12 protein-coding genes and 1 pseudogene are annotated in these 15,383 nt (G+C 68.8%); 6 read left to right on the top strand and 7 right to left on the bottom strand.

What is annotated here, in order from left to right; all coding sequences use genetic code 11:
- Positions 1 to 9: 9 nt before the first annotated feature.
- Together bioA and bioD are read left to right on the top strand one after the other, a co-directional pair.
- A complete protein-coding gene (gene bioA, locus IPL40_07190; protein ID MBK8480945.1) occupies positions 10 to 1,353 on the top strand; it encodes an adenosylmethionine--8-amino-7-oxononanoate transaminase in 1,344 nt (447 codons plus the stop codon).
- 47 nt (positions 1,354 to 1,400) lie between these two features.
- Complete coding sequence (gene bioD, locus IPL40_07185) at positions 1,401 to 2,252, top strand: dethiobiotin synthase (protein ID MBK8480944.1); 852 nt, start codon at positions 1,401 to 1,403, stop codon at positions 2,250 to 2,252.
- 64 nt (positions 2,253 to 2,316) lie between these two features.
- On the opposite strand, the gene IPL40_07180 is transcribed toward bioD, so the two are convergent.
- The 7 genes and pseudogenes from IPL40_07180 to rpmH form a co-directional block, all read right to left on the bottom strand.
- Entirely contained in the window at positions 2,317 to 2,616 is a 300-nt protein-coding gene (locus IPL40_07180; protein ID MBK8480943.1) for a hypothetical protein, read from the bottom strand.
- Positions 2,561 to 3,784, bottom strand: a complete 1,224-nt coding sequence (gene mnmE / locus IPL40_07175) for a tRNA uridine-5-carboxymethylaminomethyl(34) synthesis GTPase MnmE (protein MBK8480942.1) — start codon at positions 3,782 to 3,784, stop codon at positions 2,561 to 2,563. Before mnmE ends, IPL40_07180 begins: the two co-directional genes overlap by 56 nt.
- A gap of 146 nt (positions 3,785 to 3,930) precedes the next feature.
- Positions 3,931 to 4,404 carry a KH domain-containing protein gene (locus tag IPL40_07170; protein MBK8480941.1) on the bottom strand — a complete coding sequence of 158 codons (474 nt, stop codon included), beginning with the start codon at positions 4,402 to 4,404 and terminating at the stop codon, positions 3,931 to 3,933.
- A 184-nt stretch (positions 4,405 to 4,588) separates the two neighbouring features.
- Positions 4,589 to 6,502, bottom strand: coding sequence for a membrane protein insertase YidC (yidC, locus tag IPL40_07165; GenBank protein ID MBK8480940.1), 1,914 nt, complete (start codon positions 6,500 to 6,502; stop codon positions 4,589 to 4,591).
- A gap of 110 nt (positions 6,503 to 6,612) precedes the next feature.
- On the bottom strand, positions 6,613 to 6,813 hold the full coding sequence (gene yidD / locus IPL40_07160) for a membrane protein insertion efficiency factor YidD (protein MBK8480939.1): 201 nt from the start codon (positions 6,811 to 6,813) through the stop codon (positions 6,613 to 6,615).
- Between the two features lie 87 nt (positions 6,814 to 6,900).
- A pseudogene (rnpA, locus tag IPL40_07155) lies at positions 6,901 to 7,280 on the bottom strand (ribonuclease P protein component).
- 103 nt (positions 7,281 to 7,383) lie between these two features.
- Positions 7,384 to 7,533, bottom strand: coding sequence for a 50S ribosomal protein L34 (gene rpmH, locus IPL40_07150; GenBank protein ID MBK8480938.1), 150 nt, complete (start codon positions 7,531 to 7,533; stop codon positions 7,384 to 7,386).
- 679 nt (positions 7,534 to 8,212) lie between these two features.
- Between rpmH and dnaA the strand changes: the two genes are divergently transcribed.
- From dnaA to gyrB, 4 genes are all read left to right on the top strand, one after another.
- Entirely contained in the window at positions 8,213 to 9,616 is a 1,404-nt protein-coding gene (gene dnaA, locus IPL40_07145; protein MBK8480937.1) for a chromosomal replication initiator protein DnaA, read from the top strand.
- A gap of 500 nt (positions 9,617 to 10,116) precedes the next feature.
- Entirely contained in the window at positions 10,117 to 11,220 is a 1,104-nt protein-coding gene (gene dnaN / locus IPL40_07140) for a DNA polymerase III subunit beta (GenBank protein ID MBK8480936.1), read from the top strand.
- Between the two features lie 53 nt (positions 11,221 to 11,273).
- Positions 11,274 to 12,494 (top strand): DNA replication and repair protein RecF, encoded by a 1,221-nt coding sequence (recF, locus tag IPL40_07135; GenBank protein ID MBK8480935.1) that lies wholly within the window; start codon positions 11,274 to 11,276, stop codon positions 12,492 to 12,494.
- 243 nt (positions 12,495 to 12,737) lie between these two features.
- A complete protein-coding gene (gyrB, locus tag IPL40_07130; GenBank protein ID MBK8480934.1) occupies positions 12,738 to 15,260 on the top strand; it encodes a DNA topoisomerase (ATP-hydrolyzing) subunit B in 2,523 nt (840 codons plus the stop codon).
- Positions 15,261 to 15,383: the final 123 nt, after the last annotated feature.

Below are 15,383 nucleotides of genomic sequence, written 5' to 3'. Positions count from 1 at the left end.
GCCCCGCTGATGACCCTCGACTTCGCCGCCCTCGATCGCCGCCACCTCTGGCACCCCTTCACAGCGATGCGTCAATGGACCGCCGAGGACCCGCTGATGGTCGCCTCCGGCGAGGGCAACTACCTGACCGACACCCAGGGCCATCGCTACCTCGACGGCATCTCGTCGCTCTGGGTCAACGTCCACGGCCACCGCTGCGCTCCCCTCGACGAGGCCATCCGCGCCCAGCTCGACCAGGTCGCCCACTCGACCCTCCTCGGCCTCGGCAATCTCCCCTCAGCCGAGCTCGCCGCCGCCCTCATCGCCGTCGCCCCGCAGGGCCTCGAACGCGTCTTCTACTCCGACTCCGGCTCCACCGCGGTCGAGGTGGCGCTGAAGATGGCCTTTCAATACTGGCAACACAGCGGCCACCCGCGCCGCACCCACTTCGTCGCGCTCGACGAGGCCTATCACGGTGACACGATCGGAGCCGTCAGCGTCGGCGGCATCGACCTCTTCCACCGCCTCTTCCATCCGCTCCTCTTCCAGACGCTGCGCGTTGCCTCCCCGCATCCCTATCGCTATGCCGGGGGTTCGCTCAGCCCCGAGGCTTGCCGCGACGCCTGCCTCGCCGCGCTCGAGGCCCTCCTCGCCGCCCGCGCGGAAGAAATCGCCGCGCTGATCATCGAACCACGCGTCCAGGGCGCCGCCGGCATCATCGTCCACCCTCCCGGCTACCTCCGCGGTGTTGCCGAGCTCTGCCGCCGCCACCAGGTGCTCCTGATCTGCGACGAGGTCGCCACCGGCTTCGGCCGCACCGGCGAGCTCTTCGCCTCTCAGGCCGAGGGGGTGACGCCCGACCTGATGACCCTCGCCAAGGGGCTCTCCGGGGGCTATCTGCCGCTCGCGGCCACGCTCACCACCGAGGCGATCTACGAGGCCTTCCTCGACGGCCCCGAGCGCACCTTCTTCCACGGCCACAGCTACACCGGTAATCCGCTCGCCTGCGCCGCCGGCCTCGCCTCCCTGCGCCTCTTCGCCGAGCGCGACCTCCTCACGCAGGTGCGCGCGCGCGCCCTCCGGGCCCACGCCCTCCTTGCGGACCACCTCGCGCCCCTGCCACCGGTGGGTGAGCTCCGGCAATGCGGTCTGATGATCGGCGTCGAGCTCGTCGCCGACCGCGCCACCCGGCACCCCTTCCCAGCGGAGCGGCGTCTCGGCGCCGCGGTCTGTCGCGCCGCGCGCGCGAGGGGCGTGATCCTGCGCCCGCTCGGGGACGTCATCGTGATCATGCCCCCGCTCTCGATCACCGACGACGAGCTCGAGACCATCGTCAAGGCCCTAGCGAGCAGCATCGCCGAGACCGTCCAATAAAGAACTTTAATTCTTTGTACCTGCTCGTACACTTCTGGAGCTAAGCCATGCGCGGCCTCTTCGTCGTCGGCACCGATACCGGGGTTGGAAAAACCATTGTCACCGGCGCCTTGGCCGCCGCCCTGCGCGCCCGTGGGCAGCGCGTTGCCGTGATGAAGCCGGTGGAAACCGGCTGCCCGCCCGATCCCGAGGCCACCGCCACGATCGATGGCCTCCCCGGCGCGGCCACGCCCGAGGCCCGCGCGGCCCTCGCCCGCCTCCACGCGCTGGTCGGGCCCGCCCCGATCACCATCGCCACCCGTACGCCGCCCGAGGCCCTCACGCCCAGCGACGCGCTCCATCTGATGCGCCTCGCCGACTGCCACGCTAAGCTTTCACTCGTGAATCCCTACCGTTACGCTCCGGCCGTCGCCCCCGCCGTCGCCGCCGAGCTGGCCGATCGCCCGATCGACCTCGAGCACCTGCTGGCGTCGCTGCACGCGCTCGCCGCCGAGGCCGAGGTCACGCTGGTCGAGGGCGCCGGCGGCCTTCTCGTACCCCTCAACGGCAAAGAGCTCCTCGCTGATTTCGTGGCGCAAACCGGCCTCCCGGCGCTGATCGTCGGCCGCTCCGCGCTCGGGACGATCAACCACTGCCTCTTGACCCTGGAGGCCCTGAAGCAGCGCGGCGTCCCGATCGCCGGGATCGTGCTCAACCGTCTGACCCCGCGACCGAGTCCCGATGAGGCCGCCAACCCGCAGCAGCTCGAGCGCTTCGCGGGCCCGATCGTCCGCGGGGTCCTGCCCTACTTCAAGCCTGAGCAGCGCACGGACGCCGCGTTCCTCGCCCGCCGCGCCGCCGCGCACGTCGACCTGGACGCCCTTCTCGAGGTCATCGACGCCGCCGCCGCGCGCTGCTGAGCCCGGGGCCTGGTCCGGCCCTCGGGGCGCGGACGAGGACCTGGCCGGCCCGCGCCATTCTTGGCTACTTTCCGAGGCAGAAGCGGGCAAAGACGGCATCGAGCACCGCCTCGGTGAAGGTCTCGCCGGTGATCTCGCCCAACGCGGCCAGCGCCTCGCGCGTGTGTTCGACGACGAGCTCGGGCGCCATGCCCTCCTCCAGCGCGACCAGCCCGGCCCCGAGCGCTTGCTCGGCGCGTCGCAAGGCCTCCCACTGGCGCTCTTGCGTCACCTGCACCGTTTCAGAAGCCTCAGGGGGCTCAGGGGGCTCAGGGGGCCCAGGGGGCGCCTCGCCGCCGAGGCGCGCGCCGCTCGCGCCCTGCACCGCGGCCTCTCCCGCGCGCGTCGCGCCCCAGGGGTGACCGAGCGCCTCGGCCACCACGGCCCCTCGCAGCACCTCGAGCCCTTCGCCCGTCTCGGCCGAAGCCTCGACCACGCGAGCGAGCCCGATTGCCTCGACCAGGGCGGCGCAGCGACCCCGCCGCGCCCGCGGCCAGCCGGTCGATCTTGTTGGCGACGACCACGCGCCCGACGCCACCCCCTGGCGCGCCGAACACCGCCTCGGGCCCGGCCGCGCTGACGTCCACCACCTGCAGCACGACATCCGCGCTACGAGCGCGCTCCAACCCCAACGCCAGCCCCGCGCGCTCCAACGCTGACATCCCCTCGCGCTCGCCGGCGGTGTCGATCAGCGTGACCCTCAGGCCGTCCCACTCGACCTCCGCCTCCAGGTAGTCGCGCGTGGTCCCCGGCTCCGCCGAGACCAGCGCCCGCTGACTACCGAGCAGCCGGTTGAAGAGGCTCGATTTGCCCGCGTTGACGGCGCCGACGAGCACGACCACCACGCCATTGAGGCGTCGGCCGCGCCGATAGCTCGCAACCAGGCGCCCGAGCGCCGCGATCAGCTCGCGATGCCCTTCGACCAGGGCGCGGCCCGGCTGCAGCGCCTCCAGCTCCTCCGCGAAGTCGATGCGTGCCTCGAGCTCCGCGGCCAGCTCGACCGCTCGCGCTCGCAGGGAGCGCACCTCCCGCCCCAGGGCGCCCCCCAGCAGGGCCTGCGCGTTCTGCAGCGCGCGGGTGCTGCGCGCCCCGATGACCTCGGCTACCGCCTCCGCCTGGGTCAGGTCGAGCCGCCCATTGAGAAACGCGCGCCGCGTGAACTCGCCAGGCCCCGCCGGCCGCGCGCCCAGCCCGATGAAGAGCGCCAGCAGCGCCTCCAGGTTAAGCTGCCCACCGTGGCCGTAGATCTCGACCACGTCCTCCCCGGTAAACGATCGCGGCGCCGGCATCACACACGCCAGCACCTCGTCTATCCGCGCCTCTGTCGCCGGGTCGACCAGGTCGACGCGCACCATCCGGCGCGGTCGCAGCGTCCGACCGCACGCGGCGCGCTGGAGCAGCTCCGTGGCCCGCGGTCCACTCAGCCGCACGATCCCGACGGCCCCTTCGCCCGGCGGCGTCGCCAGCGCACAGATGGTATCCGGTTGAGACATCGGCTTGCGGGGTACTGCGCTGGGGCCTGAAGGGCCTGGTCACCGCCCCGGCAAGAGCCGCGGGCGCCCGGGGGGGGACCCGCAGCTTGCTGGCGTCGCGCGTGGTCGCTCGGAGGGCGGGCCCTGTCGCTCTAGGCCCTGTCGCTCTAGGCCCTGTCGCTCTGGGGCACGATCAGCAAGCGCCGGTCGTCGCCTTCGCCCTCGCTGCGGGTCTCGATGCCAGCCACGTCGCGCAGCGCCATGTGAATCACGCGCCGGTCGCGCGCGCTCATCGGGTCCAGCGCGACGATCTTGCCCGCGCTCAACGCCTTTTCGCTCAGCCGCTCGGCGAGCTCGATCAGCGAGGCCTCGCGCCGCTCGCGGTAGCCCTCGGCGTTGACGACCATCAGCTTATGTTCGCCAAGCTCCCGCGTGAGCCCGCGGTTGACCAGGTACTGCAGCGCATCGAGCGTCTGGCCCTTCTGCCCGACAGCAAGGCTCGCGTCCTCGCCACCGATCACCAGCTCGACGTTCTCCTCACGCTCGATCGCGTCGACCTCGGCATCGAAACCCATCAGCCGGAGCAGCGTCTCGAGCAGCTCGGAGCCCCGCGCCGAAGGCGTCACAGCAGTCGAACCCATCGTCGGCTCCCTTTCAGCGTCCGCCATCAGCCACCCCCTCCTCTTCCTCTGTCTCGTAATAGCGCTCGGATCGGCGCTCGCATTGGCTCTCGGGCGGCCACAGGTCCCGACCCGAGTCGCCACGACGGCCACGGCGCGCGTCCAGCCCTATCGTCAGGTCGCCGACGCAGAAGAGCGCCAGCGACTAGCGGCGCTTGCTGGTGTGCTTTCGCCCGCGGCCGCCAGCCGATTCCCCGCGCGCGCCACTGCTGCCGCGCGCGCCACTGCCGCCACTGCCGCCACTGCCGCCACTGCCGCCACTGCCGCCACTGCCGCCACTGCCGCCACTGCCGCCACTGCCGCCACTGCCGCTCGGCGCGTGGGCCACGGGTGGGGTACCGTCGCGGTTCATAAACCACTGATGTAGCATTGTCAAAACGGTGTTGACGAAGATGTAGAGGTTCAGCCCAGAGGGCAACCAGAGCATCATCCCGGTGAACATCACCGGCATGATGTACTTCATCGCCTTGGCCTGCGCGGCCTCCATCGGCTGCGGCGTGATGGCCTGCTGCCCGAACATCGCGACACCCAGCGCCAGCGGCAGGACGTAGAAACGGTCCGGCGCGGTCAGGTCGTCGATCCAGCCGAAGAAGCCCGAGCGATAGAGCTCCTGCGCGTTTCCTAGCGTGCGATAGAGCGCGAACCAGATCGGCATCTGGATCAGCATCGGCAGGCAGCCCCCGAGCGGGTTGACCTTATGCGCGCGATAGAGCCCCATCATCTCCTGGTTGAGGCGCTGCTTGTCGTCCTTATGCTTCTCGCGCAGCGCGTCGACCTTCGGCTTCAACCGCTGCATCTCGCGCATCGAGCGCATCGAGCGCGTCGACCAATACGCCGTCCCCAGCTTGACCAGGAGGGTCAGCAGAATAATCGCCACGCCCCAGTTCCCGGTCAGGCGATAAAAGACCTTCAATACCGCGAGCATCGGGCGGCAGAGCACGGCGAGCCAACCGAACTCGATCGCGTCGCCGAGCCGCGCATCATCGCCGCCCGCGCCCTTGACGCCATCGAGCAGGTTCAGATCCTTCGGCCCGGCAAAGACCGCGAAGCGCCGGGTGCGCGCGCGGCCAGCCTCGATCTGCTGCTCCGGTAGCAGCAGGCTGACCTCGACGACGTCGCGCCGGTCGCGCCACAGCCCGACCTCGCAGCGCCCGCCCTCGGCGACCTTGCCCTGGGGCACGACGGCGATCATGAAGTAGCGGTCATCGGATCCGATCCAGCGGATCGCCCCCACCTCGCCGACCGGGCCACTGCCCGCGCCGCAGCCCTCCGCGCTGCAACCCTGATCCTGGCCGCCCGCCACGCCACTGACACTGCGCCGCTGCAGCGCGCCATTGACGTGACAGAGGCCGGTCGGGATGCGCGGGTAGGGGTCGGTCATACCGCCCTGGCTCTGGCCCGGCCGCTGCCGGGAAAAGAGCCGCAGCTGCAGGCGCTGGCGTAGCGGCCCTCCGGTCAGGTTGTGCACCGTGACACTCATCCAGACCACTGGGCGCGCCGCGTCGAGGACGAAGTCCTTGACCACCCTCACGCGGGTCGAGCGCCACGCATAGCGCAAGCGGCGCGGCGAGCGCTCGACCAACGCGAACTCGGCGTCTTCGGGGACCACGAAGTCCGAATCCGGGAAGGTCGTCGTCAGCGGCCACGGGCCCCGACTCGCCAGGGTCTGGACGAGGTCGATCTTCTGCAGCTTGCCCTGCTGCTCCTCACGAAAGCGCGGATCTGCCAAAACCAGGCTCTGCAGCGCCCCACCGTGGTCGGTCAGCTTGACCGTCGCCTCTTCCTTGCCATAGCGCCAGCGCAGCGTGGTCGCGTGCCCCAACGCATCGCGCGCGATAGCGCCTCGGTCGGCGACCGCGCCGCGCTCCTGATCCTCGGGCTTCGCGCGCGCCTCGGCCTCGTTCGGCAGCGGCGGCGCTGGAGTTGCCGCCGGCTGCGCCGCTGTCGTCGGCAGCGCGCCCTCAGGCCGCTGACGACGCATCACGAGCACGTCCCACAGCAAGAACAAGCCGATCGACAGGACGACCGCGAGCAACACCCGCTTCGAGCTATCATCCATTATCGTTCCCCGAACCGTTCACCGAACCGTTCACCGAAGCCGATCCGCTCATCACGCCCTCGCCATCCTCTTGCGATATCCCGCGCGGCCTGCGCCGCCCGGCGCCAGGCTCAAGGTGGGTCGTAGCCACCCTCGCAGCCCGGGCGGCAGCGCGCCAGACGCCCCAAGCTGCGCGCTATGCCACGCCACAAGCCGTGCCGCTCCAGCGCCTCCAGCGCGTAGGCCGAGCAGCTCGGCGAAAAGCGACAGCGAGGAGCCAGCCACGGTGAAAGGACGGCGCGATAGAGCCTGATCAGCGCGCTCAGCAGCATGACGACGGCCAAACCGAGCCGGCGAGCGCACTGCCTCAGCACGCCCCACCCGCCAAGCTCGCCCCGCGTCGCACCCGCCTTCAAGCCCGTGCCCCGTGGCGCTGCGCCAACCGCCGCCGCAGCCGCTCCGCCAGCGCCTCGAGCTGTCGATCGAGGAGCGCGAAGCTGGCCAGAGCCGCGCTGCTCCGGGCCACCACCACCAGGTCGATCCCCACGGGAAAGGTATGCTTGCGCCGACGCCAAGCCTCGCGCAGCCAGCGTTTGATCCGGTTGCGACATACGGCCTTGCCGACCTTCTTGCTGACCGTCAAACCCAGCCGCCGCGCGCCCGGCCGCACCAGCGTCAAGACCACCAGGTCCTGGAGCTGCATGCGCTCGCCGCCGCGCTGCGCCGCCAGGAACTCCCCCCGGCGCCGTAGGCGCTCGCTCTTCTTGAAGCCTTGATCGTTGACGGGTCGACCGGCCATCTGCAAGCCGCCATCCCAGGGCTGCGCCGAAGGGTCGCCCTTGGCGCCCGGTTGGGCGCGGAGCGACCGCCAGCGGCCGACCCACGCTGCGGCGCGCGTTGCCCTACTTCGTCGGCGCCACGGGAGCAAGTCGCGCACGCCCACGGCGACGACGCGCGTTGATCACGCGACGCCCACCCTTGGTCTTCATGCGCTGACGAAATCCGTGCGTGCGCAGCCTGCGCGTGTTGTGCGGCTGATAGGTTCTCTTCACGACATCACTCCCAGGCCCAGCAAGGCGCTCTCGTTACCAACGATCCACGGCACTGTCAAGCAACGCGGGTCTGTGGACGCGAGCGCGCAGAACCTCGTCTAGACCGCCCTATAGCGCGTTTTCTCATGATCCACCCCGGCGCCCGCGTGGCCCGCCGTCGGCGCTTCGCCAACGATTATGCGACCCTTTTTGCGCTTTGCCAGCAGCCCGCGCGGATCCAACTTCGGATCCGCTTTTCTCGGCCCCACGTTTTCCGTGCGATTCGAGCGAGATCACGAGCCGCCACATTTTGCCCTTGCCACCGCGACGAGCGCTCTGCTAGCTCAACTCATCTCGCACCGACGGTTTGCGCGACGTGCTCGTGGACGCCGCGCCCCGACTGGGCGCGACCCAACTGTGACCGTCCGCTACCGCGCGTAGCCTGACCGGAGCTCCGCGGCAATGCCGGCGTATGGCCGCTCCTGGGATCGCGCGCGGAATCGCGCGCGCAGGATCGCGTGCGCGGCCGCGGGGTCGGCGCTGTGGGGTGGTTGGCGCTGAAGTGTTGCTGCTGGATTGTTGCTGCTTCTCGGCGGGCTGTTGGTAGTTCTCGCTGGGTTGTTAGGAAGGTGGCTCACCATTCCACCTATCATACCGTAATCAGATACTTCTCTGTTTTCCCACAGGGGGCAGGTGAGCTGTGCATAACTCATCGTCTGCAGCCGCAGTCGGGCCCCCGACCGATCTCTGGGAGCAAACCCTTCAGGCGCTCGAGACGCGCATCAAGCCGCATAATTTCGAGATGTGGCTGCGCCCGATCGTCTGCGCGTCCGTGGCCGATGGAACCCTCCACCTGCGCGCCCCGAACCGCTATATCAAGGAGTGGTTCGAGGATAACTACCTTCCGATCGTGCGCCAGGAGCTGAGCACCCGCTTCGCCAGCGACCACGACATCGAGGTCTCCTGCGACGAGGCTGCCCCGGCAGTCATCCCCACGGCCCCGCGACCCGCGGCCTCCGTCGGCGCAATCCCCGCGCCGCTCGCTGCCTCGGCGCCCGCGCCCTTTCCGCCGGCCGCCGACAACGACCTCAACGCGCGCTACGAGTTCGACTCCTTCGTCGTCGGCCCCTCGAACCAACTCGCCTATGCGGCAGCCCGAGCGGTCGCCGAGCTACCGGCCGCCAAGTACAATCCGCTCTTCATCTATGGCGGCGTCGGTCTGGGCAAGACCCACCTGCTTTGCGCCATCGGCAACGCCGTGCTCGCCCGCCAACCGGCGGCCCGCGTGGTCTACTTGTCGTCCGAGCGCTTCATGAACGACTACATCAACCACCTGCGCTCGAATCGCATGGAGGACTTCCGCACCCGCTATCGCGACCGTTGCGACCTCCTGCTGATGGACGACATTCAGTTCATCGCCGGCAATGATCGCACGCAGGATGAATTCTTCCACACCTTCAACGCGCTCCACGACCTCAACCGCCAGATCGTCGTCACCTCCGACAAGTACCCGCATGAGATCCCGGAGCTCGAGGAGCGCCTGCGTACGCGCTTTCAATGGGGACTGATCGCGGACATCCAGCAGCCGGAGCTAGAGACCCGGGTCGCCATCCTGCGCAAGATGGCCGAGTCCGAGCGGATCGTCCTCGCGGACGAGGTCGCCCTCTACCTGGCGCAGCACATCAAGTCCAACGTGCGCGAGCTGGAAGGCTCGCTGATCCGCCTGGCCGCCGTCGCCTCGCTGCAGCAGGTCGAGATCAGTATCCCCTTCGCCGAGCAGACGCTACGCCAGCTCCTCGGCGCTCGTGCGGCCAGCCTCACCGTCGAGACCATCCAGCGTGAGGTCGCGGCCTACTTCGGTCTCAAGCTCAGCGAGCTCAAGGGCGCCCGCCGCCACCGCGCCGTGGCCTGGCCGCGCCAGGTGGCCATGTATCTGGCCCGCAAGCTGACGGGCTGCAGCTATCCGGAGCTCGGTCAGCGCTTTGGCGGTAAGGACCACTCCACCGTCATCGCCGCCTGCCGCAAGGTCACCAAGCTCACCGACACGGACCTCGCGGTGCGCACCACCCTCGAGTCCCTCGAGCGCCAGCTCGGCGTGACCTGATAGCGTCGCCTCGAGGCGCCCGCACCGCAGCCCATCAGGCCGCATTCAACGTATTGCCAAGCGCCTCGGCACCGTGCTAAGTCGGTGAGCAATAATGCATTTTTCTTCATCACCCGGGTCCAGGAACGGGGCAACGCCGGGCCCATCGCGACCCGCCAACGACCCGCCCGATGCCGCCGCGCTCAAGCCGCAGGCTGCGCCGAGGCTGGCGCTCTGCTCGGCAGGGGCTGTGCGTTACCTGTGTGCAGCGCTGGGCGCAGATTGTGGGGATCTCGGCCCGAATCACCTGCACCGCGCCAGCCTGTGGGCGGAGTGCCCTCCGTCCCCACCAGCCCACACAGCGTCCAGAGGCAATTCTTCGATTAGTTCCGGGAAGTTAAGATCTTATGCACGTTCTCCACAGGCCCTATGACGATCACGATCTAAAAGATCTTTCTTTAATTAAAGAACCGAACGCTGACTGAAGCACTGCACTGCACCGCCAGAGGGAGCTAGAGCCGATGGAACTGCGCATCAATCGCACCGCCTTACTCAAGGGGTTGTACTTCGCGCAGAGCATTGCCGACCGGCGCAGCGCGACCCCCGCCGTCGCCAACGTCCTGCTGCGTAGTCATGGCCAAGACACGATCATCTGCGCCGCAACCGATCTGCGCATCGGGATGGTCGCGGAGATACGCGCCGAGGTCCGCCGCGAAGGTGGTGTCAGCGTCGGTGCCAAACACCTCTACGAGATCGTCCGTAGCCTCTCCGACACGGAGCTGACGCTCACGCGCTCCGAGAACAACTGGGTCGAGGTCTCGGCGGCGAAGGCGCGCTATCGGCTGGTCGGGCTCGCCGATCGCGAGTTCCCGCAGATCCCCGACCATCAGGAGCTGGAGTTCAGCGAGGTCCCTGCGGCCACGCTCGGCGACCTGATCAGCAAGACGATCTTCTCGGTCTCGAGCGATGACACGCGACCCCACCTCGCGGGCATCTTGTTCGAGTCCAATGGCGAGGTGGCCAAGGCCATCTCGACCGATGGACATCGCCTGACCCTCGTGCAGCGCGAGTGGAGCAACGGACCGGTCTTGCGCTCAGGGGTGGTCATCCCGCGCAAGGGACTGCTCGAGCTGCGGCGCCTGGTCGAGGGCGTCGAGGGCAACTGCGATATCGCCTTCGGTCGGGGCTGTGTCTTCGTTCGCGTCGGCGATGTGGTGGTCAGCGTGGCCTTGGTCGAGGCGCAGTTCCCGCCCTACGATCGCGTCGTTCCCCATGATAACGACAAGCGCTTGATGCTCGATCGCGCGAGCTTCCTCGAGGCCCTCAAGCGCGCGTCGATCATGTCCTCCGAGCGCTCCTGGGGCATTCGCATGGAGCTCGAGGCCAATGTGCTGCGCATCACCAGCGAAAACCCCGATCTCGGCGAGGCCCGCGAGGAGCTCGAGGTCGACTACAGCGGACCGAAGCTGACGATCGGCTTCAACGCGCGCTACTTCATCGACGTGCTGAACGAGATGCGCGACGAACAGGTCTGCCTCGAGCTGAGCGGAGAGCTCGACCCCGGGCTCGTACGCCCCCATGACAACCACGACTACCTCGGCGTGATCATGCCGATGCGCATCTGAGCGCAGAGCCCACGCACGGCGCCCCGCCTGGCAAGCGCGCTAGGGTGTAGCCTGTGATTCTGCACAGCCTCGAGTGGCTAGACTTCCGCAATCTGCAGCCGACCCGGCTGGCCTTCGACCCTGCCTTCAACCTGATTCACGGTGAGAATGGCCAGGGCAAGACCAACCTGCTCGAGGCTGCCTACCTGCTGGTCTGCCAGCGGTCCTTTCGCGCCGCACGCCTCGCCGAGCTGCTGCGCTTCGGCAGTCAGCGCGCCATCGTCCGCGGTGAGCTGAGCAGCGCAGGTGTCGACCACACCCTGCAGGTCGAGCTCGATGCGCGCGGGCGCCGCACCGAGCTCGACGGCAAGGCGACGCGCTCGCTAACGCACTGGCCGAGCGGGATCGCCGCCGTGCTCTTTACGACCGACGACCTGCTGGCCCCGCGCGGCAGCCCGAGTGACCGCCGTCGCTTGCTCGACCAGGCCGTGGCGGCGGTATGGGGCGCCTACGCCGAGTTGCTGCGCCGCTACACGCGGGCGCTGCGCGCGCGCAACCGACTGCTGCGCGAAAGGCCGAGCGGCGTCGACGCGCTGCTCGAGGCCCACGAGCCACCGCTGGCGACGCTCGGCGCCAAGATCGTCGTGGCGCGGCAGCGGCTGCTCGTCCAGCTGCTGCCGCGCGTGCGCGCGGCCTTCGCCCGCATCCTCGGCTCGGCGCAGGAGCATGACCTGGAGCTGCGCTATCTCGGCAGCGCCCTCGATGCGCCGCTGAGCGACGCCGCTGCCGACGTCACGCGCGAGCCGGCCGAGCCGGCGGACCTCGCCGCGCGTCTGGCTGAAGGCTGGCGACGAGAGCGGGCTCGCGACCTCACTCGTGGCCTGACCTCCAGCGGGCCGCATGCCGACGACCTCGAGTTCCGCCTGGAGGGGCGCCCCGTGCGCCAGCATGCCTCGCAGGGTCAGCTACGCGCGCTCGTCTTGGCGTTCAAGGTCGCCCAAATCCTCGACCTTCACGGCCGCTCAGGCGAGTACCCGGCGCTCCTGCTCGATGACGTCTCGAGCGAGCTCGACGCGCAGCGCAACCGCTTCCTCCACGATTTTCTGGCCGAGGTCCGCTGTCAGTTGTTCTTGACCACCGCGCGCCCCGAGCTCGTCCCGTGGTATGGATCTGCGGCCCGCTTCGCGGTCGTTGGCGGCGCCGTCGCCCGGGTGGCCCTTCCGGGCGACGCGGGCGGCGCGGGCAACCCGAGCGACGCGAGCGACGTGAGCGACGTGAGCGACAGAGCGACGTGAGCGACGTGAGCCAGGGACTGCGAGCCAGGGACCGAATAGAAGAAAACAATTATTAGCGCCGGGCCGTCCCCGGCTCCAGGGGGGCTTGGACGGCCGCCTCGGCTGGCCTCAGGAATGCGCGCCCAACCCTTCGCCGGAGCACGCTTGGCGCTTTACCCGCAGGGACGCATATGGTACGCTCCGCCCGCCTAAAAGTAAGGTATTTCGGTACCCTATCTTTCGGTCCCCTATCACTGCTGAAACATGAAGACTGAAACCAACCACCTCGAGCCCTCCGCGACGGAGAGCAACCCGGCCGACGCCACCGCCGTCGCGAGCGACCCTGGGGCTACGCCCGTCACCCTCGCGCCGGTCAGCGACTACGACGCCACCTCGATCCAGGTGCTCCGCGGCCTCGACGCCGTACGCAAGCGGCCGGGGATGTACATCGGCGACACCGACGATGGCACCGGCCTGCACCAGATGGTCTTCGAGGTCGTCGACAACGCCGTCGATGAGTCGCTCGCGGGCTACTGCGACCGCGTCGTCGTCACGCTGCACGTGGATGGTTCGGCGACCGTCGACGACAACGGCCGCGGCATTCCCGTCGGCATTCATCCCGAGGAGGGAAAGTCCGCCGCCGAGGTCATCATGACCACGTTGCACTCGGGCGGGAAGTTCGACAGCAAGCAGTACAAGGTCTCGGGCGGTCTGCACGGCGTCGGGGTCTCCGTGGTAAATGCGCTCTCCGAGTGGCTCTCGGTCGAGATCCACCGCGACGGGCAGTGCCACCTCCAAGAGTACGATCAGGGCAAGCCGCGCGCAGATCTGCGGGTGGTCGGCACGACGGCGCGTACGGGCACCTCGGTGCGCTTCAAGCCCGACCATCGCGTCTTCACGACGACCGAGTTCTCCACGGAGGTGCTGGCGCATCGTCTTCGCGACCTCTCCTTTCTCAACGCCGGCCTCGCCATCCTGCTGATCGATGAGCGCACCGACAAACGCTTCGACTTCCGCTCGAGCGGTGGGGTGGCCTCCTTCGTCGAGTACCTCAACCGCAACAAGACGATCATTCACCCCGAGGTCATCCACATCAGCGGCGCCAAGGACGACACGATCGTCGAGCTCGCGCTGCAGTGGAACGACTCCTTCCAGGAGCTGGTCGCCTGCTTCACCAACAACATCCGCAATCGCGATGGCGGGACGCACCTGACGGGCTTCAAGGCCGCGTTGACGCGCACCATCAACGCTTACGCCGCCGCCGGGAAGTTCAAGGACTACAAGAACAGCCTGACCGGGGATGACCTGCGCGAAGGGCTGACCGCGGTGGTCTCGGTCAAGCATCCGGACCCGAAGTTCAACAGCCAGGTCAAAGAGAAGCTGGTCTCGAGCGAGGTCAAAGGCGCCGTCGAGAGCATCGTCAACGAGAAGCTGGCGCGCTTCCTCGAGGAGAATCCGAAGAGCGCGCGGATGGTCGTCGAGCGGGCATTGCTCGCCTCGCGAGCGCGTGAGGCGGCGCGGCGGGCCCGCGAGCTGGTGCAGCGCAAGGGTGCCTTGGACATCAGCTCGCTGCCTGGGAAGCTCGCGGACTGCCAGGAGCGCGACCCGGCGCAGGCGGAGATCTTCATCGTCGAGGGTGATTCGGCGGGAGGCTCGGCCAAGCAGGGGCGCAACCGGCGCTTCCAGGCGGTGCTGCCGCTGCGTGGGAAGATCCTCAACGTCGAGAAGGCTCGCTTCGATAAGGTGATCTCCTCGCAGGAGATCGCGACGCTGATCACGGCGCTCGGCTGCGGCGTCGGCGAGGACCACTTCGCGATCGACAAGCTGCGCTATCAGCGGGTCGTCGTGATGACCGACGCCGATGTCGACGGCTCGCACATCAGGACGCTGCTGCTCACGCTCTTCTATCGGCAGATGCCCAAGATCGTGGAGAGCGGCTTCCTCTACATCGCGCAGCCGCCGCTCTTCAAGGTGCGCCGCGGCAAGACCGAGCTCTACCTGAAGAACGAAGCCGACCTCGACGACTACGTCGTCCGCAGCGGCTCCTCAGGACATCGCCTGGTCGACGCCGCTGGCGCGGTGCTCGAGGGCCCGACGCTGGTGGCCTTGGCGGCGCGCGCGCTGCGCTACCAGAAGCTGCTGGCCCGGCTGAAGAACCACGGCGACCTGCGGGTGATCGAAGCGGTGATCGCCGCGGTCGCTGGCGGCGCGCTGGCCGGTGAGGAGACGGGATTGACGGCGGAGCAGGGGCAGGCCCTGCGCACGGCCGCAGAGGCGCACCTGCAGCGGCATCATCCGGACGCTGGACCGCTCACGGCGCTGACGATCGCCGAGGGCGGCCGTCTGCTGATCCTCGATATTGAACATGCAGGCGTCCGGCAGCGGACGCGCTTGCCGCTGGCCTTGCTGCGCTCGGCCGACTTCGTCGAGCTGAGAATGCTGCGCCGTGAGTTGGACATCGCCGGGCGGCCTCCCTTCACGCTCTGCACCGTCGATGGAGCACCGGTCGGTCCGCCCCTCGGTGGTCTTCGGCAGCTCGCCGAGGCGATCGAGGAGCAGGGGCGCAAGGGCCTGCAGATCCAGCGCTACAAGGGCTTGGGCGAGATGAACCCGGAGCAGCTCTGGGAGACGACGATGAACCCCGAGACCCGAACGCTCCTGCGGGTCCGGATCGACGACACGGTCGACGCCGACGGCATCTTCACGGTGCTGATGGGCGACCAGGTCGAGCCGCGCCGGGAGTTCATCGCGACCAACGCGCTCAACGCCAAGCACCTCGACGTCTGAGCGCGGCGCTGGTTCGCGCATCGCGCGCGGAGCGCTGGCGGAGCGCGGCGGAGGCGTCGGGCCAAGAGGCCAGCTCGTGGCCCCCGCCCTCAGGCCCTCGCCCTCAGGCCCTCGCCCTCAGGC

The organism is Pseudomonadota bacterium, from assembly GCA_016711215.1.
In the GTDB taxonomy this organism is placed as follows: Bacteria; Myxococcota_A; Polyangia.
This window is presented reverse-complemented; position numbering and strand designations above follow the sequence as displayed.

Coding starts and splice junctions, on each gene's coding strand:
- dnaN (MBK8480936.1), top strand. CDS start 10,117: ATGGAACTGCGCATCAATCGCACCGCCTTACTCAAGGGGTTGTACTTC.
- bioA (MBK8480945.1), top strand. CDS start 10: ATGACCCTCGACTTCGCCGCCCTCGATCGCCGCCACCTCTGGCACCCC.
- IPL40_07170 (MBK8480941.1), bottom strand. CDS start 4,404: ATGGGTTCGACTGCTGTGACGCCTTCGGCGCGGGGCTCCGAGCTGCTC.
- yidD (MBK8480939.1), bottom strand. CDS start 6,813: ATGCTGCTGAGCGCGCTGATCAGGCTCTATCGCGCCGTCCTTTCACCG.
- gyrB (MBK8480934.1), top strand. CDS start 12,738: ATGAAGACTGAAACCAACCACCTCGAGCCCTCCGCGACGGAGAGCAAC.
- bioD (MBK8480944.1), top strand. CDS start 1,401: ATGCGCGGCCTCTTCGTCGTCGGCACCGATACCGGGGTTGGAAAAACC.
- mnmE (MBK8480942.1), bottom strand. CDS start 3,784: ATGTCTCAACCGGATACCATCTGTGCGCTGGCGACGCCGCCGGGCGAA.
- yidC (MBK8480940.1), bottom strand. CDS start 6,502: ATGGATGATAGCTCGAAGCGGGTGTTGCTCGCGGTCGTCCTGTCGATC.